This window comes from Bacteroidia bacterium, from assembly GCA_016218155.1.
In the GTDB taxonomy this organism is placed as follows: Bacteria; Bacteroidota; Bacteroidia; order Bacteroidales; family GWA2-32-17; genus GWA2-32-17.
The window spans coordinates 18,183-40,919 of sequence record JACREQ010000011.1; the positions used below are offsets into that span (position 1 = coordinate 18,183).

At 31.5% G+C, this 22,737-nt stretch carries 18 protein-coding genes; 8 read left to right on the top strand and 10 right to left on the bottom strand.

Translation table 11 applies throughout. The features are described from left to right. Positions 1-82: 82 nt before the first annotated feature. Positions 83-1,096 (bottom strand): UDP-N-acetylmuramate dehydrogenase, encoded by a 1,014-nt coding sequence (murB, locus tag HY951_01410; protein MBI5538687.1) that lies wholly within the window; start codon positions 1,094-1,096, stop codon positions 83-85. Positions 1,097-1,187: 91 nt separating this feature from the next. Here murB and HY951_01415 point away from each other — a divergent pair, with 91 nt between their 5' ends. Continuing rightward, complete coding sequence (locus HY951_01415) at positions 1,188-2,291, top strand: glycosyltransferase (GenBank protein MBI5538688.1); 1,104 nt, start codon at positions 1,188-1,190, stop codon at positions 2,289-2,291. Here HY951_01415 and HY951_01420 read toward each other — a convergent pair. Beyond that, positions 2,284-2,742 carry a transcriptional repressor gene (locus HY951_01420; protein MBI5538689.1) on the bottom strand — a complete coding sequence of 153 codons (459 nt, stop codon included), beginning with the start codon at positions 2,740-2,742 and terminating at the stop codon, positions 2,284-2,286. The two genes, HY951_01415 and HY951_01420, sit on opposite strands and share 8 nt — an antisense overlap. A gap of 229 nt (positions 2,743-2,971) precedes the next feature. Between HY951_01420 and HY951_01425 the strand changes: the two genes are divergently transcribed. The 3 genes from HY951_01425 to HY951_01435 all read left to right on the top strand — a co-directional run bounded on the left by HY951_01425 (position 2,972) and on the right by HY951_01435 (position 6,324). Beyond that, entirely contained in the window at positions 2,972-3,970 is a 999-nt protein-coding gene (locus HY951_01425) for an NAD(P)-binding domain-containing protein (protein MBI5538690.1), read from the top strand. Further along, positions 3,971-5,329, top strand: a complete 1,359-nt coding sequence (locus HY951_01430) for a glucose-6-phosphate isomerase (GenBank protein MBI5538691.1) — start codon at positions 3,971-3,973, stop codon at positions 5,327-5,329. It abuts the gene before it with no gap. A gap of 101 nt (positions 5,330-5,430) precedes the next feature. Then, positions 5,431-6,324 (top strand): DMT family transporter, encoded by an 894-nt coding sequence (locus tag HY951_01435; GenBank protein MBI5538692.1) that lies wholly within the window; start codon positions 5,431-5,433, stop codon positions 6,322-6,324. A 22-nt stretch (positions 6,325-6,346) separates the two neighbouring features. Here HY951_01435 and HY951_01440 read toward each other — a convergent pair whose 3' ends face one another. Continuing rightward, complete coding sequence (locus HY951_01440) at positions 6,347-7,414, bottom strand: PorV/PorQ family protein (protein MBI5538693.1); 1,068 nt, start codon at positions 7,412-7,414, stop codon at positions 6,347-6,349. A gap of 158 nt (positions 7,415-7,572) precedes the next feature. On the opposite strand from HY951_01440, the gene pssA reads away from it, so the two are divergent. The 3 genes from pssA to HY951_01455 all read left to right on the top strand — a co-directional run bounded on the left by pssA (position 7,573) and on the right by HY951_01455 (position 11,901). Then, positions 7,573-8,337: a CDP-diacylglycerol--serine O-phosphatidyltransferase gene (pssA, locus tag HY951_01445; protein MBI5538694.1), complete on the top strand. Its 765-nt coding sequence runs from the start codon at positions 7,573-7,575 to the stop codon at positions 8,335-8,337. A 184-nt stretch (positions 8,338-8,521) separates the two neighbouring features. Continuing rightward, on the top strand, positions 8,522-11,314 hold the full coding sequence (polA, locus tag HY951_01450) for a DNA polymerase I (GenBank protein MBI5538695.1): 2,793 nt from the start codon (positions 8,522-8,524) through the stop codon (positions 11,312-11,314). Positions 11,315-11,487: 173 nt separating this feature from the next. Continuing rightward, positions 11,488-11,901: a hypothetical protein gene (locus HY951_01455; GenBank protein ID MBI5538696.1), complete on the top strand. Its 414-nt coding sequence runs from the start codon at positions 11,488-11,490 to the stop codon at positions 11,899-11,901. A 167-nt stretch (positions 11,902-12,068) separates the two neighbouring features. Here HY951_01455 and HY951_01460 read toward each other — a convergent pair whose 3' ends face one another. Next, complete coding sequence (locus HY951_01460; protein ID MBI5538697.1) at positions 12,069-14,222, bottom strand: aldehyde:ferredoxin oxidoreductase; 2,154 nt, start codon at positions 14,220-14,222, stop codon at positions 12,069-12,071. Positions 14,223-14,506: 284 nt separating this feature from the next. Between HY951_01460 and HY951_01465 the strand changes: the two genes are divergently transcribed. Next, the gene (locus HY951_01465) at positions 14,507-15,427 is read left to right on the top strand and encodes a metallophosphoesterase (protein ID MBI5538698.1); all 921 of its coding nucleotides are present in this window, start codon (positions 14,507-14,509) and stop codon (positions 15,425-15,427) included. 87 nt (positions 15,428-15,514) lie between these two features. Here HY951_01465 and HY951_01470 read toward each other — a convergent pair whose 3' ends face one another. The 6 genes from HY951_01470 to HY951_01495 all read right to left on the bottom strand — a co-directional run bounded on the left by HY951_01470 (position 15,515) and on the right by HY951_01495 (position 22,649). Next, positions 15,515-15,853, bottom strand: coding sequence for a hypothetical protein (locus HY951_01470; protein ID MBI5538699.1), 339 nt, complete (start codon positions 15,851-15,853; stop codon positions 15,515-15,517). Then, positions 15,850-18,456, bottom strand: a complete 2,607-nt coding sequence (gene mutS / locus HY951_01475) for a DNA mismatch repair protein MutS (protein ID MBI5538700.1) — start codon at positions 18,454-18,456, stop codon at positions 15,850-15,852. Before mutS ends, HY951_01470 begins: the two co-directional genes overlap by 4 nt. 134 nt (positions 18,457-18,590) lie before the next feature. Then, a complete protein-coding gene (gene elbB, locus HY951_01480) occupies positions 18,591-19,247 on the bottom strand; it encodes an isoprenoid biosynthesis glyoxalase ElbB (GenBank protein MBI5538701.1) in 657 nt (218 codons plus the stop codon). A 119-nt stretch (positions 19,248-19,366) separates the two neighbouring features. Further along, a complete protein-coding gene (locus HY951_01485; protein MBI5538702.1) occupies positions 19,367-20,782 on the bottom strand; it encodes a sugar transferase in 1,416 nt (471 codons plus the stop codon). Beyond that, the gene (locus HY951_01490) at positions 20,782-21,648 is read right to left on the bottom strand and encodes a hypothetical protein (protein MBI5538703.1); all 867 of its coding nucleotides are present in this window, start codon (positions 21,646-21,648) and stop codon (positions 20,782-20,784) included. The genes HY951_01485 and HY951_01490 overlap by 1 nt, the downstream gene beginning before the upstream one ends. 53 nt (positions 21,649-21,701) lie before the next feature. Further along, positions 21,702-22,649, bottom strand: coding sequence for a Gfo/Idh/MocA family oxidoreductase (locus HY951_01495; protein MBI5538704.1), 948 nt, complete (start codon positions 22,647-22,649; stop codon positions 21,702-21,704). Between the last annotated feature and the right edge of the window lie 88 nt (positions 22,650-22,737).

Below are 22,737 nucleotides of genomic sequence, written 5' to 3' on the forward strand. Positions count from 1 at the left end.
ATCTGATGTAATTTCGAAATGATTGACGTTATTTTGTTGTAAAAGGCTGCTTTTGGAATTATGATAATTATTTAGCTCAGAATTACAGGAAGTTAACTTCAGTTTCTAATGATACCCCAAATGTGTCAAAAACTGATGCTTTTATGTTTTCGGAAAGACTAATAATTTCTTCACCTTTTGCATGCCCGTAGTTAACAAGTACAAGAGCCTGGTTTTTATGTGCCCCAACATTTCCAATTTGTTTACCTTTCCAACCGCATCTTTCAATTAACCATCCTGCTGCTAATTTAGATTCTGATTCATTAAATTTATATACAGGAATGTCGGGATATAATGTTTTTAATTCTTGAGCTTTAGCAATATTAACGATAGGGTTTTTAAAAAAACTGCCTGCATTTCCAAATTCTTTTGGATCAGGTAATTTAGAGGTTCTGATATTAATTATAGATTCTCTAATACTTTTTAGGTTAACTTCTGTATATTTTTTTAATTCATCGTTTAGAGTGCCATAATTTATTTGGAAATTATAATCACTAGTTTTTAATTTATAAGTTGTTGATATAATAAGCCAGTTGTGTTTGAGTTTATTTTTGAAAATACTGGTTCTGTAACCAAAATCACATTCATTATTGTATAAAATTCTTTCTTCTCCTGTTTCTATATTTGTTATTTCAAGAGAATACAGGCAGTCTTTAATTTCAACACCAAATGCTCCAATATTTTGAACTGGTGCAGCACCGCAATTGCCTGGAATTAATGAGAGATTTTCTATCCCTCCTAAATTATTTGTTACGCAAAAATTAACAAAATCGTCCCATATTTCACCTGCAAATACTTTAACAAAAGCGAAATCTTTATTTTTCTCAATAATTTCTATCCCTTTAAAAGTGGGATGAATAATAACTCCCTCAAAATTTTTTGTAAATAAAATATTGGACCCTCCACCAAGAATAAAAAATATGTTTGACTTTAATATGTCAGATTTATAAAGCTTTGTTAGGTCGTCGATATCGGAAATTTTAATATAAAGCTTCGCAAATGCTTCAATTCCAAATGTGTTTAAATGCTTTAATGATATATTAGGTGATATATTCATATAAATTTATGGCAAAGTTAAATTTTTCTAAATATTAAGCGTTTCTTAGTTGCTCGAATAATATATTTATTTTTACACAAAATTTACTCTGTTGAAAAAGGTAATAGTTTCAGTTACTAACGATTTAGTGTCAGATAACCGTGTTCATAAGGTTTGTACAAGCCTTGAGTCAATGGGTTACCATGTTTTGCTAGTGGGTAGAAGGCAATTTAATTCTCTTTCTGTAAATAGAAATTATAAAACAAAACGATTTAGGTTATTATTTAATAAAGGTCCACTTTTTTATGCAGAGTATAATTTCAGACTTTTTCATTTTCTGTTGTTTTCAAAAGCAAATATTTTTTTAGCTAATGATTTAGATAGTCTCTATGCAAATTATTTAGCTTCAAAAATCAGAAAAAAAATATTGGTTTATGATAGTCATGAATATTTTACTGAGGTGCCTGAACTTATTGGAAGAAATTTTGCAAGAAATTTCTTGTTAAGAATAGAAAAAAGAATAGTTCCTAAATTAAAGTATTGTTATACTGTTTGTCAGTCATTGTCTGACGAATATTTTAACAGATATAAAGTCAGATTCTCTGTTGTAAGAAATGTTCCAACAAAATATACTAATAGTATAAAATTAAATAAAAAAATATTTCCTGAAGGAAAAAAAATAATTATTTACCAAGGCGCATTAAATATTGGGCGGGGAATAGAAACGGTTATTAAAGCAGTAAAATTTATAGAAAATGTTTATTTTGTTATAATCGGAGATGGTGATATTCGCGAACATTTAAAGGAATTAGTTTTAAGTGAAGATGTAAGTGAGAAAGTTTTTTTTACAGGAAAAATTCCTCTTGAAGAACTACGTGAATATACTATGTCTGCAAACCTTGGTATTTCGTTAGAAGAAAATATGGGACTAAATTATTATTATTCATTGCCTAATAAAATATTTGATTATATACAGGCGGGTATTCCTGTTCTTGCCTCCGATTTTCCAGAAATGAAAAGAATAGTTGAGAATTATAATGTGGGAAAATGCACTTTAGAAAAAGATCCTAAAATGCTTGCATTAATAATTAATACTATGCTTTTTGACGATAAGGCAATAGCTGTTTGGAAAGAAAATCTGAAAAAAGCAGCAACTGAATTAAATTGGGAAAATGAAGAAAAGTTTTTAAAAGGAATTTTTGAAAAGTTTACTTAATTTCTTTTTTACAATCAACACAAGTTCCGTATATATAAAGTGAGTGAAACACTGGTTCAAAATTAGTGTTTTCCTGAACTGACTTAATAATTTCGTGTAATCTTGGGTCGCAGAATTCAGTAACTTTTGAACATTTAATACAAATTAAATGGTCATGTTGCCGGCATGCATAAGCCTTTTCGAATTGTGCAATGTTTTTTCCAAATTGGTGTTTAATTACTAAGTTAGAGTCTAATAAAAGTTCGATAGTATTATATAAAGTTGCACGACTAACACGATAATTTTTATTTTTCATAAAAATATAAAGTGTTTCAATATCGAAATGTCCGCTTTGTGAATAAATCTCTTCTAAAATAGCGTAACGTTCAGGTGTTTTGCGGTGACCCTTTTTTTCAAGGTAGCTGGTAAATAGCTGTACAACTGTAGATTTAATATTTTTTGTATTGGTCATTTTAATACTTGATTTATTACTGCTAAATTAATTAAAATTTTCTATTTATACAAATTCTAAATATAAATAGCGTATTGGTAATTATTTAAATCACTTAATATATAAGGCTATATAGTTGATTTTTTTTTCTGCTTATAAAAATATTAGCAAGGTTAATTTCTTTTTAAAACTTATTTTATTCAATAAATTAAAAATATGTAGGTTTAACGTTTGTTTAAATAATTTTTATATGTTTGAAAATCTTAAAATTGGAGTTATAGGAGAGGGTAGTTGGGCTACTGCAATTGTTAAAATACTTCAGCATAACATTAATGGTTTATTTTGGGTTATTCGCGAAGAGGAGATGGCATCTCAGATAAAAGAAACTGGTCATAATCCTTTATATTTATCTGATGTAGAAATAGACAATAAGGTTATTAGCATTGTGCCAACAGTAAAGGAAGCAATTCAAAAGTCGGATATATTATTTATGGTTCTTCCTGCCGCTTTTATTGAATCAAGTCTTGAAGGTATTTCGGAAAGTGATTTAAAAAACAAGTATATCTTTTCTGCAACAAAGGGTATGATACCTTCATGCCATAAAACAGTATGTAATTATTTTCATGAAAATTTTAACATTCCTTTTAGTCGTTTAGGTTTTATTTCAGGTCCGTCTCATGCAGAAGAAGTAGCATTAGAGAGATTGACATTCTTAACAGTACTTTCTTCAAATGCTGAAATGGCAAAATATATTGGCGATATGTTTAACTGTCGCTTTATTAAAACAATTGTTTCTGATGATGTACTGGGTGCAGAATATGTAACTGTTCTGAAAAATGTTATGGCAATTGCAACCGGTGTATGCCATGGACTGGGCTATGGTGATAATTATATTTCTGTTCTGGTTTCAAATGCGATTCGGGAAATTGAGCATTTCTTATCAATAGTTGCTCCGTCAAACCGAAATCTTCTGAATTATGTTTATTTAGGTGACCTAATGGTAACAAGTTACTCGCAATTTAGTAGAAACAGAACATTTGGTGCAATGTTAGGGAAAGGATATACTGTTAAATCTGCTCAGTTGGAAATGAGTATGGTTGCCGAAGGGTATTATGCAGCAAACAGTATTAATGAAATTTGTATCGAGAAAAAAATTGAAATGCCAATAGTGCAGGCTTTATACAGAATATTATATGAAAAATATTCACCTTCAGTAGAAATGAAACTTTTAACCGACAAACTAAAATAAATGGAACCAATAATTCTTAGTATCGATCAGGTTTTTGAAACAGCTCCAGAAAGCGAAATTTTAAGCTTAAAAGAAGATGTAAAAAAACACATTAATGCACTTTATCAGAAAACCGGAAAGGGGAATGACTTTCTTGGATGGGTAGATTTACCTACAAGAACTTCTGATCATTTGTTAAAAGAAATTCAGGAAGCTGCGAATGCTTTACGCGAAAAAATTGAAGTGCTAGTTGTTGTTGGTATTGGTGGTTCGTATCTGGGTGCAAAATCAGTTATAGATATTTTGTCTCATAATTTTAATGCTTTGTTACCTGATAGAAAAAGACCAATAGTTTTATATGCTGGTCAGAATATTGGCGAAGATTATTTGTATGAACTTCTTGAAGTTCTTGGAAATTATGAATACGGTATTACTGTAATTTCAAAATCTGGTACAACTACAGAACCGGCAATTGCTTTCAGGTTGTTACGTCATCATCTTGAAACAAAATACGGAAAAGAAGAAGCTAAAACACGTATTGTAGCAATTACAGATGAGAGAAAAGGCGCATTACTAGATTTAGCAAGAAAAGAGGGTTATAAGACATTTGTAATTCCTGATGATGTTGGTGGAAGATATTCAGTTTTAACTCCTGTAGGTTTGTTTCCGATAGCTGTTGCCGGTGGCGATATTTTTGCAATTATAAAGGGTGCAAAACATATGATGGAGCTTACTAACTCGAAGGTGCCATTTGAAGAAAATCCCGCAGCTTTATATGCTGCCGCCCGTTATTGCTTGTCTAACAAAGGAAAGAATGTAGAGATAATGGTAAATTTTACACCACGAATGCATAACTTTTCTGAATGGTGGAAACAACTTTATGGCGAAAGTGAAGGAAAACAAGGTAAAGGTATTTTTCCTGCAAGTGTTGATTTTACTACCGATTTACATTCAATGGGACAATATATTCAGGATGGTCAAAGAAACCTTTTTGAAACAGTATTATCAGTTTCCGAACCCAGAAACAGTTTAGCAATTCCTCATGAAAATGACGATTCTGATGGCCTGAATTTTATTAGCTATAAGCCTTTAAGTTATGTTAATAAAATGGCTCAATTGGGTACTTTGTTAGCACATGTTGATGGTGGTGTTCCAAATATACTTATCGAAATTCCAAAATTAAATGAGAATTACATCGGACAGCTTATTTATATGTTTGAAATGGCATGTGGAATAAGTGGTTATTTGCTCGATGTTAATCCTTTTGATCAGCCCGGAGTTGAGGAATACAAACGTAATATGTTTGCATTGCTAGGCAAACCTGGTTGCGAAGAAGAATCGGAAAAAATAAGGAACAGAATTAATAAAATGTTTAAATAGTTTTTTTGCAACATTTTTTTCTCCTTGTTTCGTGACATCACGAAACAAAATATTATTTGATTTAGAAAGGTTTGTGAGACACAAACCTAGGAAAATGGTGTATGATTAAAAGTCCGCAAACCAAAGGTTATTTATTTGCAATGATTGCGGCATTTACTGCTACAAATACTTATTTTTCAAGTAAGCATATTTTAAGCTTTGTTACAGTTTTTCAGTTTGGCATTTTATGGTATGGTTTCGGACTTTTTTACAACTCTGTATATTTAACTGTTACCGGAAAAGTTAGGGAAACATTTACGTTTTCTTTTAATGCATTTTTAATGCTACTGGTTTTTGCTGTTTTAGAAGTTATTTCAACTACTTGCTTTTTTTCGGCTATTAAACTAGTCGATAATCCCGCTATAGTTTCATTTCTTGTGAATTTATCGCCTGCTTTGGTCACGTTGTTAGGAATGTTATTACTTAAAGAACGATTTAGTTTAAAAGAAGGGTTAGGAATAATATTGGCAATTACAGGAGCATTCTTAATAAGTTTTAAATGGAGTCTTAAGTTAAATTCTCTTTTTGTTGATGGAAGTGAACTTGTTTTAATATCTGTACTATGTTTGTCATTGAATGTTATTATAGCAAAAAGATATATAAGTCAATTGAAGCCTGAATTATTAGCAATAACAAGGGTTATAGGTTTACTGTTGTTTTCATTAGTCGCATTATCTTTTTCAAACGACAGTTTCAGTTTTCCTAAAGAAGCTGTTTTGTTTGCTATGTATGGCGCACTTGTAGGTCCGTTTTTAGGTGCCTATGCACAATATTTTGCTTTAAAATATATACCTGCTTCAAAAGCAATGATAATTCAATCATCAAAAAGTTTTTTGATTTTGTTTATGGCTTTTATGCTTTTAGGATTATGGCCATTATGGATACAGGTTGTAGGAGGTGTGCTTACTGTAACCGGAATAATATTAGTAACGATTAAATTCGAAAAAAGAAACTGATAAAGTAATCTGAAAATTATTGTTATTTCTTATCCAGACTATAATAAACCGAGAATACATTTGAGTAAAGTGCAATAGATTGATCACCAATATCTGTTAATGCGTAATCTAAGCCAAATCGTTTATAACGAATACCAATACCGATATTTGGTTGGAAAGTAGTTTCATCTTTGCCATCAATGCTGGGAACCTTTTGAATATTTCCCAAACCCATTCTGAGATAAACAATTTTATTATAAGAAAATTCAAAACCAATATGTGGATCGATACTTATTGGATCTGATTTAACCAGCACATCACGTTTACCGTCAAATGTCATGTCAGCATTAAGTTCAGCTAATCCATCAAATTTTTTATAAATATTGAAATGATATGCAGTACCTAATATTAATTTAGGCATAGTAATCTCCAAACCGTTTTTTGGAATTTCGTTTCCGGTTTTATTAAATGCCTCTTCAAATGTTGAAGTATTAAATTTCCAAGCATTAAATGTTGTGGTAATATCCCTTGCCATTGCGCCAAAAGACCATTTGCCTTTATCGTATTGTGCACTAGCATCTAGCCCAAACCCCCATGCTGATGCAAATTTTCCAGCAATTCTTCTTATTACTTTTGCATTTGCTCCATAGCGTAATCCCGGAATAGTAGATTTACGTGCATAGCTAAACATAAATGCATAATCGGCAATAGAAAAACTTGAAATTTTATCGTAGTTTATATTTCCATTATTGTCAACTAAATCCAAAGTGTTTGGGATATCATCAACACCAAAACGAACTAATGTAAAGCCTATTGCTGATGAATCTGAGTTTTTAAATGCAACAGCACCATAATCAAGTTTTGCAATACCTGCAAAATATTCAGCATGCATAACACCCATATTAAGGTTGTGTTCTAAATTTAAAAGACCAGAAGGATTCCAGTAACCTGCTGTTACATCATTAACTGAAGCAACAGATGAATTAGCCATTGCTAATGAACGTGCTCCAACGCCTACAGATAAAAATTCGTTACTATATTTTGGAGCCTGAGCAAAACTGCCGGATACAAAAACAAGTAATGCAATAACTATCAGAATATTCTTTGGCATAATTTGATTTTTCCTATAATTGTAAAAATAATAATTTTTAAGCTATTGTAAAAGCATTGTAAATTAACTTATTTTTGTTCGGATTATTGCATAAATAAAATAAAAATTGAAACTAAGTTAAAATTCTGAATTACTATTTTTTATAAAATTTTAAAATAATGAATCCTCTTAAGCATATACCAAATTTTATCACTTCACTTAATGTGTTAGCTGGTTGCCTTTCTATTGTGGCATCTGTTGAAGGCTTTCCGGTACTTGCTGCTTTTTTTATTTTAGCAGCTGCAGTTCTTGATTTTTTTGATGGCTTTTTTGCACGGCTTTTAAAAGCATATTCTGATATTGGTAAAGAACTTGATTCGTTAGCAGATGTAATAAGTTTTGGTGTTGCACCTGCATTTATTATTTATAATTTACTTAAGTCGGTATTAATTATTAATGAGATATCATTTGAAACAGTTTCAATTGAAGATGGTCTTTTGCTTATTTCTCCATTTTTATTAGTGATTTTTTCAGCATTGCGACTTGCAAAATTTAATGTTGATACTCGTCAGACTTCGTCGTTTATTGGATTGCCAACTCCTGCAAATGCAATATTAATAGCATCTTTGCCGATGGTAATGGCTTATACAGGAAGTATGAAATATTTTTTCATTTTTTTAAATTTAAAATTCTTAATACCACTAATTTTTATTCAATGTTTTCTTTTGGTTAGTCCAATTCCAATGTTTGCACTTAAATTTAAAAATTTTGCATTAAAAGAAAATCTTGTACGTTATATTTTCATAATACTTGTTATTGTATTAATTATTGCATTCAAGATAGTTGCAATGCCATTAATAATTGTACTTTATGTTATATTAAGTATAATAAATGCAATAGTTTGTAAATTCTTTTGCAAAAAACACAAAACAGGAACTGTTTAATTTTAAAGCATATTTTGAAACAATTTGCTGTGGCGAACAAAATGACGAGAAGGCGTTTGTTTAAACCATTTTAAATTTTTAATTAAATTACTTTGTAGGCTATATAATTAATAAATTTTAGGCACTTTAAACTTTAAGTACTTTAGGCACTTTTTTATTTTCTATATTTACAAAAAATCCTTTTATGTCGAAAAAACTTTTTCTTCTCGATGCTTATGCCCTTATTTTTAGAGCACATTATGCTTTTATTAAAAATCCAAGAATAACTTCGAAAGGCTTAAATACTTCCGCAATATTTGGTTTTCTAAATGCTTTAGTGGATATTTTACAAAAAGAAAAACCTACGCACCTTGCTGTTGCTTTTGATTCAGGAGCAAAAACTTTTCGACATGATAAATTCCCTGCATATAAAGCTAATCGTGATGCCACTCCTGAGGATATTAAATTATCAGTTCCGTATATTAAAAGTTTATTAGATGCATTTAATATTCCAATTTATGAGGTGCCGGGTTTTGAGGCTGATGATGTGATTGGTACTCTTGCAAAGCAAGCATCAGAGCAAGATTTTATAACTTATATGATGACTCCTGATAAGGATTTTTGTCAGTTAGTTTCTCAAAATGTTTTTATGTACAAACCAAGCCGTTCCGGTAATGGTGTTGAAATATGGGGAATACCCGAAGTTAAAAAGAATTTCGAAGTTGATTATCCTAGTCAGGTTATTGATATTCTTGGATTGTGGGGAGATGCATCAGATAATATACCCGGAGCACCTGGTATTGGTGAAAAAACTGCAAAAAAACTTATTAAAGAATACGGAAGCATTGAGGCAATACTGCATAATGTTAGTAAACTTCAGGGAAAGGTAAAGGAAACACTTCAGAATAATACTGAACAGGTTTTATTATCAAAAGAACTAGCAACAATATGTACTGAAGTACCAATTAAAGTTCATGATGAGGAAATGAAATTGAGCGATCCAGATATCCCTAAACTTACTGCTTTGCTTGATGAGCTTGAATTTAAAACAATCGCACCGCGAATTTTGAGAATGAGACCAGCCTCTGGTGATGTTGTAAATGTAGAACCTGCAAAAGTTCATAACAAAATGCAGCCTTCGCTTTGGGATTTGCCAGTGCCAGATCAGATTCCTCAGAAAGATTATAAAACAATTAAAGATATTGAGCATAATTATCAATTGGTAAACACTAATGAAAAGATTGATGAACTAATTTCAATGCTCGAAAAATCTGAATCGTTTTGTTTTGATACTGAAACAACCGGTTTAGATCCTTTGCAGAGCGATATAGTTGGTCTGGCAATTTCTATAAAACCTCATGAAGCATTTTACGTCCCTTTTTCACATAATCGTGATGAGGCAATTTTACGATTAGAAAAATTTAGAAATATTTTAGAGAATTCAAATAAAGAGAAAATTGGTCAGAACATTAAGTACGATATTCTTGTTTTAAGTACTTATAATATTGTTGTAAAAGGTAAACTGTTTGATACAATGATTGCGCATTACCTTATGCAGCCAGATTTACGTCACAATATGGATTTTTTAGCCAGAACATATTTAAATTATTTACCGGTTCCGATTGAAGATTTGATTGGGAAAAAAGGAGTAAATCAGTTAAATATGCGTTTGGTTGATGTCGAAAAAATTAAAGAATATTCAGGCGAAGATGCAGATATAACATTGCAACTAAAAGAAATATTTGAACCTAAATTAAAAGAACTTGGTTTGTATACTTTGTTTACAGATATGGAAATGCCGTTAATTCATGTGCTTGCTGCTATTGAAAAAACCGGTGTTAAAGTTGATGAAAAAGTTCTTAAAGATTATTCGGTAATATTAAAAGGTGAATTGCAGAAGTTCGAAAGTGAGATATATGCAATGGCTGGTTCGCAGTTTAATATTAATTCTCCTAAGCAACTTGGCGAAATACTTTTCGATAAAATGAAAATTTCAGATGATGCCAAGCTAACAAAGACAAAACAATATTCAACAGGCGAGGAGGAGTTAGTTAAATATGCAGGCAAACATGAAATAATTAACAAAATACTCGAATATCGTTCTGTGCAGAAATTATTAAGTACTTATGTTGATGCTTTGCCATTATTAATTAATCACAAAACGCGTCGTTTGCATACTTCTTTTAATCAGGCTGTGACTGCAACAGGGAGACTAAGTTCTAATAACCCAAATTTGCAAAATATTCCAATTAAAGAAATTAGAGGTAGAGAAATTCGCAAAGCATTTATTCCGGGACAAAAAGATTTTGTTTTTCTATCTGCCGATTATTCGCAGATTGAATTGAGGTTAATGGCACATCTTAGTCAGGATGCTGCAATGATGGAAGCTTTTGTGCAGAATGAGGATATCCACACCGCAACTGCTGCGAAAATTTATAAAATATCAAATGCTGAGGTAACCCGCGAACAACGTTCACGTGCAAAGACTGCAAACTTTGGAATTATTTATGGTATTTCTGCATTCGGACTTTCGCAACGATTAAATATTTCCCGCACTGATGCAAAGCAATTAATTGATCAGTATTTTGAGACCTATCCGCGCGTAAAAGCATATATGGAAGAATGTATTTTACTTGCCAGAAATAATGGTTATGTTGAAACATTGTATGGTCGACGCAGAATGTTGACAGATATAAATTCTAAAAACGGAATGGAGCGTGGAATGGCAGAACGTAATGCTATAAATGCACCAATACAAGGCTCTGCTGCTGATATTATCAAAATTGCTATGATTAAGGTTTATAAAGCATTTCAGGAAAAACAACTTTGTTCAAGAATGTTGTTACAGGTTCATGATGAGTTGGATTTTGAAGTTGCCCCAAATGAAATTGAAGCCGTAACAACGATTGTAAAATACGAAATGGAGAATGCAATTAACCTCTCAGTTCCTTTACTTGTTGAGGTTGGCACAGGGGTTAACTGGATGGATGCGCATTAGCATTTTGTCATGCTGTTCGCCGTGGCGAATTGATTCAACATCTCCTTAAAAGTATGACAAATCCCTATTTCATAGTTAGTGTCTTACAAACATTATTTATTAAATTAAATTTTGTAATGAAATATTAATAGTTATTTTTATACTATGAAATATTATTTAATAATTACAAAAACATGAAATACTTTGTTATATTTTCTTTAATAATAATTATATTAAATGCTTGTACAAGCCCTGATTTTACTGAAACTGGCATGAAAGTAATGGAAAAATTCGAAGAAAAGTATCATTGTTGGAGGGTTAATTTTGCTACTGTTATTGATAATAATTCATCTAATAAACCAGATATTCCAATTGAGATTTATGAGTGTGAAGGTAGACTTGCATTTGATTCAATATCGGAAGAAGATACTGTATTTTTCAAAAATTTTGCGGAGGAGTTGCTTAAAGAATGCAAAAATATGAATAAATTTAATGGTATTGCGTTGACTCTTCATCCTGATGAAGAATCTATGCATTCTAAAAGCTTTAATTTCATAATAAACAATGCAAATGAAATTATATTTGTTGATTATTATTATTATTATTAACAAAAAAATAATAGTAAAATGCTGAATAACACCTCTTCCAAGGTTCGTGTCTCACGAACCTTTTTTATTTCATGTTGTTTTATGGGGAAACGAAACAATATGAAAGTGTTAAAATAAAATAGCCATACAAAATTTGTATGGCTATTTGTTATATTGATTAATTTAGGTTACTGCAATGGTGTAACAATTTCCAAAAGTTCCGGTAAATCCATTCCAATAGATTTTAAACGTTCAATTGTTGGAATTCCGTTTGGTGTCCATCCACGGCGGAAATAAACAGCATCTAAAAGTTTTTCATATTGTTCTTCACGGAATTTTCTGGTGATAGCTACTTTTTCTTTTGTAGATTTTCCGGTTGGATCAATACCAATTTTTTCTTTCATCTGTTTGTCATAACGCTCTGCACGTGATTCGTATTCTTCTTCGGTAACCGGACCAGCAGCACGGTATGGTTGTGCATCATGTTTACGTAAACCATATCCTCTACGAATATTAAAAATTCTCTGGAATTGATATACTCTTTCAGATTGAACTATGATAGAATCTTTATCAACTTCAATTCCTGTAACAGCTTTGAATATTGTTACATAATTATCAACATGCTCAGGAACTTTTGCAGGTTCTTTTTGTTCGTGGTTATCTGCAGGCTCAACATCGTTCCATGGAAGTTTACATAATCCGTTTAATCCAAACCATGTACGGAACATAGGGAAATAATACAAAGCTTCGGCTTTCTTTTCGAATGTAGGAATCTGGTTATTTACCATATCCATAAAAATAAGCCATGCTTCATCATGTTGTGGTCCTTTGTTAGTCATTGCATATCCACCTTGTTGAGCCAAAGATTCTTTAGAAACATATTGTGAATATTCAAGACCTTTATTTTCCATTGCAATATCAAAAATGAACTGAGGATCGCCCCAGCCTTTTTCGATAAAATAATTTTTCATCCAGCGAACACCCATTCCAGCTATCTTACCAAAACCTTCGCCTCTTGAACATTGGTGTAATAGTTCCATTGCTCCATCTGAGTTTCCGAAGTTTAATTTTAATCCACCGGTACGTTCGTCGTTAAGAATTCCATTTTCGTAGCATTCCATAACAAATCCCAAAATTGTTCCCCAACTGATAGTACAAATACCGTATGTGTCGCAATAGAAGTTAGCTTCAATAGTAAAATCAGGATCAAATATTCCAGCACATGAACCTAGTGATGCAGCTGTTTCATATTCTGGTCCGTCAACAATTACCAAATCATCTTTGTATGGTCCGGTGCGTAGTTTATAGTTATCTACACCTTTTGCACATGACATATTACAACCTATCCAACAACCGTCAGGAACATTTTGTGTAAAACGGGCTTTATAAACATCAGCATGAACATTTATAGCATCTTTATGACTTCCGTATTTAAAGTTATTTGTTGGGAACAAATCATAGTCATTCATAATATGAGTAAGATGTGCAGTTCCTATTTTACGCATCTGGCATTGTGAATCGTCGAGTTCGCGCATCTCTTTATTGAAACGTTTACCACGTTCCATAATAGGAGCAAGGTCAACAACATTATTCAGATTTCCAGTAACACCAGCAACTTTACACACTATAGCTTTAATTCTTTTATCTCTGAAAACAGTACCAATACCACCACGACCCGCTTGTTTCAATCTTACTTTTTTACGTTTCATGTCAAAAAACGTAAAGTTTAGCATACCTATAAGTGAATGATCGGCTGCAGTACCTGCTGAAACAACTGCAACGTTTTTCATGTCTCTTTCATCATTGGCGTACATTTCGTGAAGTTGTTCACCTAAAACATGACTGTCAATTGCTTCTAGTGGTGCATCTAAAACTTCAACTTTTCCATTTACTGCATCAATGAAAATAATTACGTCTTTTTCAGCCTTCCCTTGAATTTCAAAAGAATCGAAACCTGCGATTTTAAGAAACGGACCAAAATATCCTCCAACATTACTGTCTATAGGAATATCGGTTTGAGGAGAAAGGCTTACAACCAATGATTTTCCAGTTCCTGAATATTGAGTAACTCCGCAAATTGGACCAGTGTTAATAATTATTTCGTTTTCAGGATCATTCCATTTTGTGTCTGGCTTTGTAGCATCCCATAATAATTTAAGACCGTAACCTCTTCCGCCGGTAAATTTTTCTTTCATTTCCTGAGGAACGTCTTTTATTTTTATGTCGTTATTGGATAAATTTAAATATAAGATTTTGTCGGCATAACCTTTTTGTACAGGAGTAATAGTATACTTGAACTCTTTCAGTAGTTTATGCGAAGCTTTTAAATCTTGAATGTTCATTTTTGTAAGTATTTATTTTTTTACAAATATAACTTTTTGCCTTGATCAAACAATATGATTTCTATCAATATGCAGTTGTTTACATAACGGTTTATAACCTTTTTGTTTTGGTACGATTAATTAAAATGATGTTTTTTATATTTGCTACTGAGTAAATTATTTTTGTGAATTATAGACAGTTTTGTCATACTGAACAGAGTGAAGTATCTAATTATGTTGAGACCAGATTCTTCGTTATACTCAGAATGACAATAAAGAAATAGTTTAAAATATTAAAATTTGAGATGGAGTTAAGCGGAAGAGAAAAACTGGATTTTGTGGGTGATATTCACGCCAATAGTAGAAAGTTGCTGATTTTATTAGAAAAACTTGGGTACGAAAATACTGAAACAGGCTGGAAACATCCTGATAACAGGCAGCTTGTAGTGCTTGGTGATTTTATTAATGTTGGGTCAGATAATCGCCAGACTTTAGAAATTTTATATAAAATGTGGATGAACAAATCTGCATTTATTATTTTGGGTAATCATGAATATTTTTTAGCGTGGTACTTTTTTAAACATGGAAGTAGTGCATTTACTTCTCCAAAATCTCCATTATTGCCCGATTATGAAACTTTACTTGTGGAGTTTTCAAAAAATATTGATGAATTATGTGTATACGCTGAATGGTTAATGTGTTTGCCGCTATATATCAAAAATACTAAATTTAGAGCTGTGCATGCTTACTGGTCAGAAGAATTAATTGAACAACTTGCAAAATATAAAAACCTGAACGAAATATTTGCTTCATTTAATGGCGAAAAACCTAAAAAGGAAAAGAAAATAAAAAGAGCTATAAATGAAATTGTTGAAGGAAGAAAGTTGTCATTATATATTAATGGTAAAACTGAAAAGCCAGTTAAGCTAAGAGTAAAATGGTGGCAAAATATTTATAATAAGCCTTTGCCACAAAGTATAATGACAAATAAGCCTGTGAAATACCCCAGTGTGACTGTAACTCCTGAATTATTTCCTGACTTTAAGCCTTATGAGGAAACAGAAAAACCTATATTTTTCGGACATTACTGGTTTCAGTCATTACCATATTTATTGAAAAATAATGCATGTTGTTTGGACTTTGGTGCAGCTAAAGGTGGGTATTTGTCGGCTTATAAGTGGGATGGAGAAATGCAGTTAGATGCAGCAAAGATTGTTTATGTATAAATGAAACTAAATTAATCTGTTACCTTTAGCGTCCTACGCCGCGGCGTAGCGAAAGTATAGTTTCTGAACTTGATAAAATTTAATATTTTAATGCTCTAATTCAACAGTTCCTTCAGTTTTGTTAACTTCTGATTTGTGTTGATATCCGCTTTTATCGTATTCCATATAAAAATCCCATTTTCTCATACTTAAGCCATATCCAATCATTTCATCTCTAATAAACTTTCCTGCAGAATCTGTATAACCTTGCAAGTTATAAGCAGATTTTTCTTTTTTCCCGGCTTTAACAATAACCTTTACTAATACGCTATCTATTGGTTTTTTTGTTTGTTTGTCAACAACAGTTACAGCAAAATATTTCGGGCCTTCACAGGAGAATAAAATAAATCCAAGAAATAATGATATTGAAAACATTAATTTTTTCATATCCCTGTTATCCTTTTAATCTCATTTAATTTGTTAAGTGCATCAACCGGAGTTAAGTTATTTATGTCAAGATTTTTTATTTCGTCACGAATTTGTTTTAATACAGGATCATCTAGTTGGAAAAATGAAAGCTGTAATCCTTCTCTATGATCGGCAATTTCGTTAATGGGTTTTGAAAGTGAATTTTTCTTATGTGATTTTTCTAAATCTTTTAATATTTCAGCACTTCTTTTTACTACAGATTTTGGCATACCTGCCATTTCAGCCACATGAATACCAAAGCTATGCTCGGTACCACCTGGTTGAAGTGTGCGCATAAAAATTACTTTATTGCCAACTTCTTTTACACTTACATGAAAATTTTTAATTCTTTTAAAAGAATTTGCCATTTCGTTAAGTTCATGGTAATGTGTTGCGAAAAGTGTTTTAGCTTTTGTTAGCGAATGTTCATGTATGTATTCTGAGATTGCCCATGCAATGGAAATTCCATCGTAGGTACTTGTTCCGCGACCAATTTCATCGAGAAGGATTAAACTTTTTGCTGAAATATTATTTAAAATACTTGCAGTTTCAATCATTTCAACCATAAAGGTAGATTCTCCCTGCGAAATGTTATCAGATGCACCAACACGTGTAAATATTTTGTCAACTAATCCTATTTTAGCATTAGATGCAGGAACATAACTTCCAATTTGTGCAAGTAAAACAATAAGTGCAGTTTGTCTTAGCAATGCTGATTTACCAGACATATTTGGTCCGGTAATTATCATTATTTGCTGGTTGTCGGAATCTAATAAAACATCATTTGCAATATAAGGCTGATCAGGTGGTAATTGTTTTTCAATTACAGGATGTCTTCCTGCTTTTATGTCAATAATATTTGAGTTGTTAAGTTCGGGTTTGCAATAACTGTTTTCGGTAGCAAGCTTCGTAAACGAAAGAAAACAATCCAATCGTGCAATTAATGCGGCATTTAATTGAAGTGTTTGAATAAATTCAGCAATTGCAGCAACCAGATTATTAAAAAGAGTAGTTTCTAAAAGTAGAATTTTATCTTCGGCACCAAATATTTTTTCTTCGTACTCTTTTAATTCAGCTGTAATATATCTTTCTGCGCTGACAAGTGTTTGTTTTCTAATCCAGTCAGTAGGAACTTTATCTTTGTGAGTATTTCTTACTTCAATATAATATCCGAACACGTTGTTAAAACTTATCTTCAATGAAGGAATTTGTGTTCTTTCTGCTTCACGTTGTTGTAATTGGAGTAGGTAATCTTTCCCTGAATGAGCAATATTTCTTAAGTCGTCAAGTTCTTTTGAAATACCGCTTGAAATAACACCACCTTTTGATACCTGTACCGGAGGGTCAGGTTTTATCTCATTTGAGATTCTTTCAAGGATTGATAAACATGGGTTTAATTGTTCTGCAATATGTTTTAGGTTAGTTTCATTGCTTTTGTTACAAATTTCTTTAATTGGTATTATTACATCAAGAGCAACTTTAAGCTGAACAACTTCTCTTGGTGTTACTTTAGCTACAGCAACCTTTGATACTAGTCTCTCAAGATCTCCAACCTGCTTTACAAGGGTAATTAATTCTGAAGTTGTATCAGGGAAATTTGTTAAATGTTCAACAGAATTCTGGCGGTGATGAATAGCATCAAGATCTTTTAACGGAAAGGCGATCCATCTGCGAAGCATACGTGTTCCCATGGGTGTTAGTGTATGATCAATAACATCCATCAGAGTTTTTGCATTCTCGTTGGCAGAGCGGAAAAGCTCTAGGTTTCGAACAGTAAATTTATCAAGCCATACAAATTCTTCATGATCTATTCGTGAAAGGCTTGTTATGTGCTGTAGTTTATCGTGTTGTGTTACGTCAAGATATTGCATTATAGCACCTGCTGCAACAATTCCTGCATTTAAATCGTGAACCCCAAAGCCTTTTAAGGAAGCGGTTCCAAAATGTTTCATTAAACGTTCGCTAGCTGTTTCTTTATGAAACATCCATTCGTCAAGTTTGTAAATGTAAAATTTATTACCAAAAAGCTCATTTATCTCTTGATGTTTAGATCGTTCGTATAGAACTTCTTTTGGTTGTATGCTTTGTAAAAGTTTTTCAGCTTGTTCTATTGTTCCTTCAGAAGCCATAAACTCACCTGTAGAGATATCAAGAAAGGCAACTCCTGCTATCTTTTTTTCAATATGTATGCAGGCAAGAAAATTATTCTCACGATGTGTTAAAACATTATCGTGTGTTGTTACACCTGGTGTTACGAGTTCTGTAACGCCTCTCTTTACAATATTTTTTGTAAGTTTTGGATCTTCGAGTTGGTCGCAAATTGCAACTCTTTGTCCTGCTCTTACTAATTTAGGTAAGTATGTATCTAATGCATGATAAGGAAAACCAGCCAATGGCGATTCTGAAGCGTAACCACTATTGCGACTTGTTAGGGTTATTCCTAAAATGCCTGAGGCTTTAATAGCATCGTCACCAAATGTTTCGTAAAAATCGCCAACTCTGAAAAGAAGAATAGCATCCGGATATTTTGCTTTGATGCTATTATATTGCTTCATTAAAGGAGTATTCTCGTTGGCTGCCATTATAAATATTTTCTTTTTTGGAGTTGTAAATATATAAAAAAGTGCCTAAAGTACTTAAAGTTTAAAGTACTTAAAGTTAAATAAAATGATGTTTTCGTGAGATTTTGTATATGTGTGCTTTATGGGTAAAAGAATTACATTATTCTTATCATTTCTTTTATAACATTCTCGGCACCTTCTGCAATTTGTACTATGCTTGAATCTAACATGTAACAAGGATTTGTGACAATTTTATTTTTGCTGTCAACAACAACTTCGCATTGTTTTGTTTGAATATGTGTAGCACCCATTTTTTTTATGTTAGCCACAGAACTTTCGTCATTTCCGATAGTAAGCGAAATATCACCAAGAACTTTTGCCAGAAGGGTAGGAGCAATGCATAATGCGCCAATTGGTTTGTTTGCTGAAGCCATATCGGTAATCGCTTTTTTTACTTCGACATTTACTTTTGTGTCTGATCCCTTAAAAGCATAGTCAGATAAATTTTTTGCAGCGCCAAATCCACCAGGGAAAACAAGTCCATCAAAATCTGAGGCTTTAAAATTCTGAAGTGGTTTTATTTTACCACGTGCAATGCGTGCAGACTCAACCAATACATTTCTTGTTTCGTTCATCTCTTTGCCGGTAAGATGATTAATTACATGATGCTGATCGATGTCCGGGGCGAAAATCTCATATTCTGCACCTTGTTTTTTTATTGCTAATAAAGTAAGTGTGGCTTCATGTATTTCAGCACCATCATAAACTCCGCATCCGGACAGAATTACGGCAATTTTCTTTGGATGAGTCATGTAATTAAATTGTATAGTTAAGTATACGAAAGTATAAAAAAAATCTTATATAATATACAAATCAATTTTTTGAGCTGTAAATATCTGAAAATAAAAAGAAGTTGGGTTTGATTAGAATTTTATTTTCCGCTGCGCTGTAAAATAATTTTTACAGTATAAATCATAATTTTGAAGTCAATATAAAGAGACATATTTTCTATGTAAATTAAATCGTATTTTAATCTCTCAATCATTTCTTCAACATTTTCTGCATAACCAAATTTTACTTGTCCCCATGATGTAATACCCGGTCTTACTTTTTGTAAATGTGAATAGTGAGGAGCTTCTTTAATTATCTGGTCAATAAAATACTGTCTTTCTGGTCGTGGTCCGACTAATGACATATCACCAAAAATAACATTAAAGAATTGTGGCACTTCGTCTAATCGAATTTTTCTCATGAATTTACCGAATTTTGTAATTCGGCTATCATTATCACTTGATAATGCAGGCCCGTTTTTTTCGGCATTTACATACATTGACCTGAATTTGTAAATCTTAAAGGGCTTGCCGTAACGACCTATTCTTTCGTGAGTATATAAAATTGGTCCTGATGAAGATAATTTTACTCCTATAACAAGAAAAATATAAACCGGAATTAAAATAATAATAGCAATAATTGAAAATAAAATATCTAATAATCTTTTGATATTAAGCTGCCACTCGGGCATTAGATCTCGTGAAATTTGTATTAATGGTGCCGAGTAAAGTGAAGTCATCCTTACACTTCCAGTAAGAATATCATAAAGAGTAGGAATTACTTTAACTACCAAATTTTTATTGTCAATTTTATTAATGATGAAATTAATCTGATCGTGTTCAGATGTTTCAATTGCAATTATTACTTCTTCAATTTTATATTCATCAATTATTTTCGGAAGATTATTAATATTACCAAGGCATTTTAAATTTTTATCGAGTAAATATTTTGATTTTTCTGTAACGCTAACGAAGCCTATAAATCTATTTCCTGCTGACTTTTTCTCGGCTTCCATTTCTTCATACAAATCCAATGCTTTTCTATTACTTCCAATTAATAAGGTATTAAAACCAAATTTTCTGTTTTGAATTCTATGAACTATTCTTGTTGTTAAAAAAAGGCGGGGCAAATATGTAATTGTGAATTGAAGACCAAACAACATTAATATTGATCGGTAATAATTTTTATATGAAAAAATATAATCGTCTAGTATTACAACAAAGAAAATTATTACGACTCCAACAATAGAAATGGTAATAGTCTGTCCCAATTCTTTTAATCGTGATCTTCTGTATATATCTTTATAATAACCTGAAAGATAATTTAGTAAAACCCAGAAAAATGGTATAAAAATTAACCCTAAATAAAATTGTTTGTCGTATACTATCTCAATCTGGTAGCCAAAGAATGCCGATTCTATAAATACCTTTCTAAGAATATAGAATAGAGCCCAACTTATGCTGCCTGCAATAAAATCGGAAATAATATATGTTGTAGTTTGTAAACGTTTATTCATTAAAAGTGAATTAGCTTAATATTATCAATTTTAATCTCGCCTTTAGTATATTCATCTGTGTAAAGGGATGAGCCGAAAAATATATTATAGTTAATTGCGTCAGAGTTTTGTGAGACAATATAAGTCAGATCAATATATATGTGGTTAAATGAATTTGCATGTGGGTTAATATATATTATTGGAGTTTTAACACTTTGTTGTAATTTGTTAATATATACACCAACCAGAAAAGGATGGGTACATTGGTAATCAAGTTCAAGGAAAATATTTGATCCGTTTGAAGGTAAAACAAATTTTTCTGTTGATTTATATTCAAATTTCTGTCTTATTGCGTCAATGTAAAAAACACCATACTTTTGATTAGTGTTAATGCTGTCACTCTCTAAGTTTAACAATGTGTCACTTAAAGTACCTCTGTCAAGTGAAAATCCATTTCCCTGAAAATTTTCAAGCCAAGCAAAAACTGATGAGGAGAGGTATGTGAATACAGGATTAAATACAAGTTGATTTTCAGGGGTTAAAACGGTGTCAATATTTATAGCATTGTAAAAAGGGTAAATAATTCTACTCGATGCTATTCCATTTGCTTTAATTCCAGCTCTTAAAGTTATTCTTTTATTTCCGTTTTCAACAACTGGAAAATTTACAGGAACTTCATAAGTACCCTGTCTGTTTTCGTTAATATTAACCCAAACGTCTGAAATATTACTTCTAGTACTTCCCTGTAATATACTGTCACAAGAGAGCGTACATTTAGGGATTCTAATATAAGAAGGAATTGGCTCTTCTTCATTAAATTTCTTGCAACTTGAACATAAAATTGAAGTCGCTGATAGTAAGTATATTAGAATTTTAATTTTTGTCATGATACAATAAACGTTCGTTAAACGAAAAGGACGCAAATTTATTGTATCAAAAGTTAAAAATCGTTAGAAAGTTTAATTTTTTCAATAATTTCATTTGCAACTTTTAATGCTTTAAAGCCATCGTCAAGTGTAACAGATGGTTTGAAATTATTATTTATGCAATTAAAAAATGAAATAAATTCTTCTTTTAAAGAATTTGAGTTTAATTTCTCTGAGCTTTCAATATGAATATCTTTTAATACTTGTTCTTTATTGGTTTTATCTTCTTTAAAAATAGAAACTTCGGCTTTTCTGTTAAGGAAATCAATAAAAATATATTTTTCTTTTTGAAAAATTTTATATTCAATAATATTTTTAGGAGAGACTATACTTGATGTAATATTTGCAACACATCCATTATCAAATTCTAATCTGGCATTTGCAATACTGGTAATTCCATTAATCAATTTAACTCCAGTAGCATTAATTTTTTTTATGTTAGAATTAATGGTACTAATTACAATATCTATGTCGTGAATCATCAGCTTTAAAATAATAGACTCATCATAAGCATGATCATTCATAGTTTGTAATCTATGAATTTCAATATAGCTGGGATTAAAAATTAATGGGAGAGCAGCTTTAAAAGCGGGGTTAAACCTTTCGATATGTCCAACTTGAACCTTTACTGAAGCTTCTTCAGCAAGTTTTATAAGATTTTGTGCATCTTCAACAGTAATTGTTACTGGTTTTTCAATAAAAACATGTTTTTGTTTTTTTATTGCTTCGGTTGCACAATTAAAATGCATGTTTGTGGGTACGGCAATATCTATTATATCTATTTCGTCTAAAAGTGCTTCGTATGATGTGAAAGGTTTAATGCCAAATTCTGTCTGTATTGTTTTAGATGTTTCGGGATTAATATCATAAAAACCAATAAGATCAAACTCATGTATTTTTATTAATTCTTTTACATGAAATTTGCCAAAATGCCCAACCCCAACTATACCAATTCTTCGCATTTACTTGTGTTTGTGCAAAATTATAGCAATTTAGAGCTGTCATTTTATTTTTGTTTTCATTTTATTAACATTTTAAGTTTGATAAAGC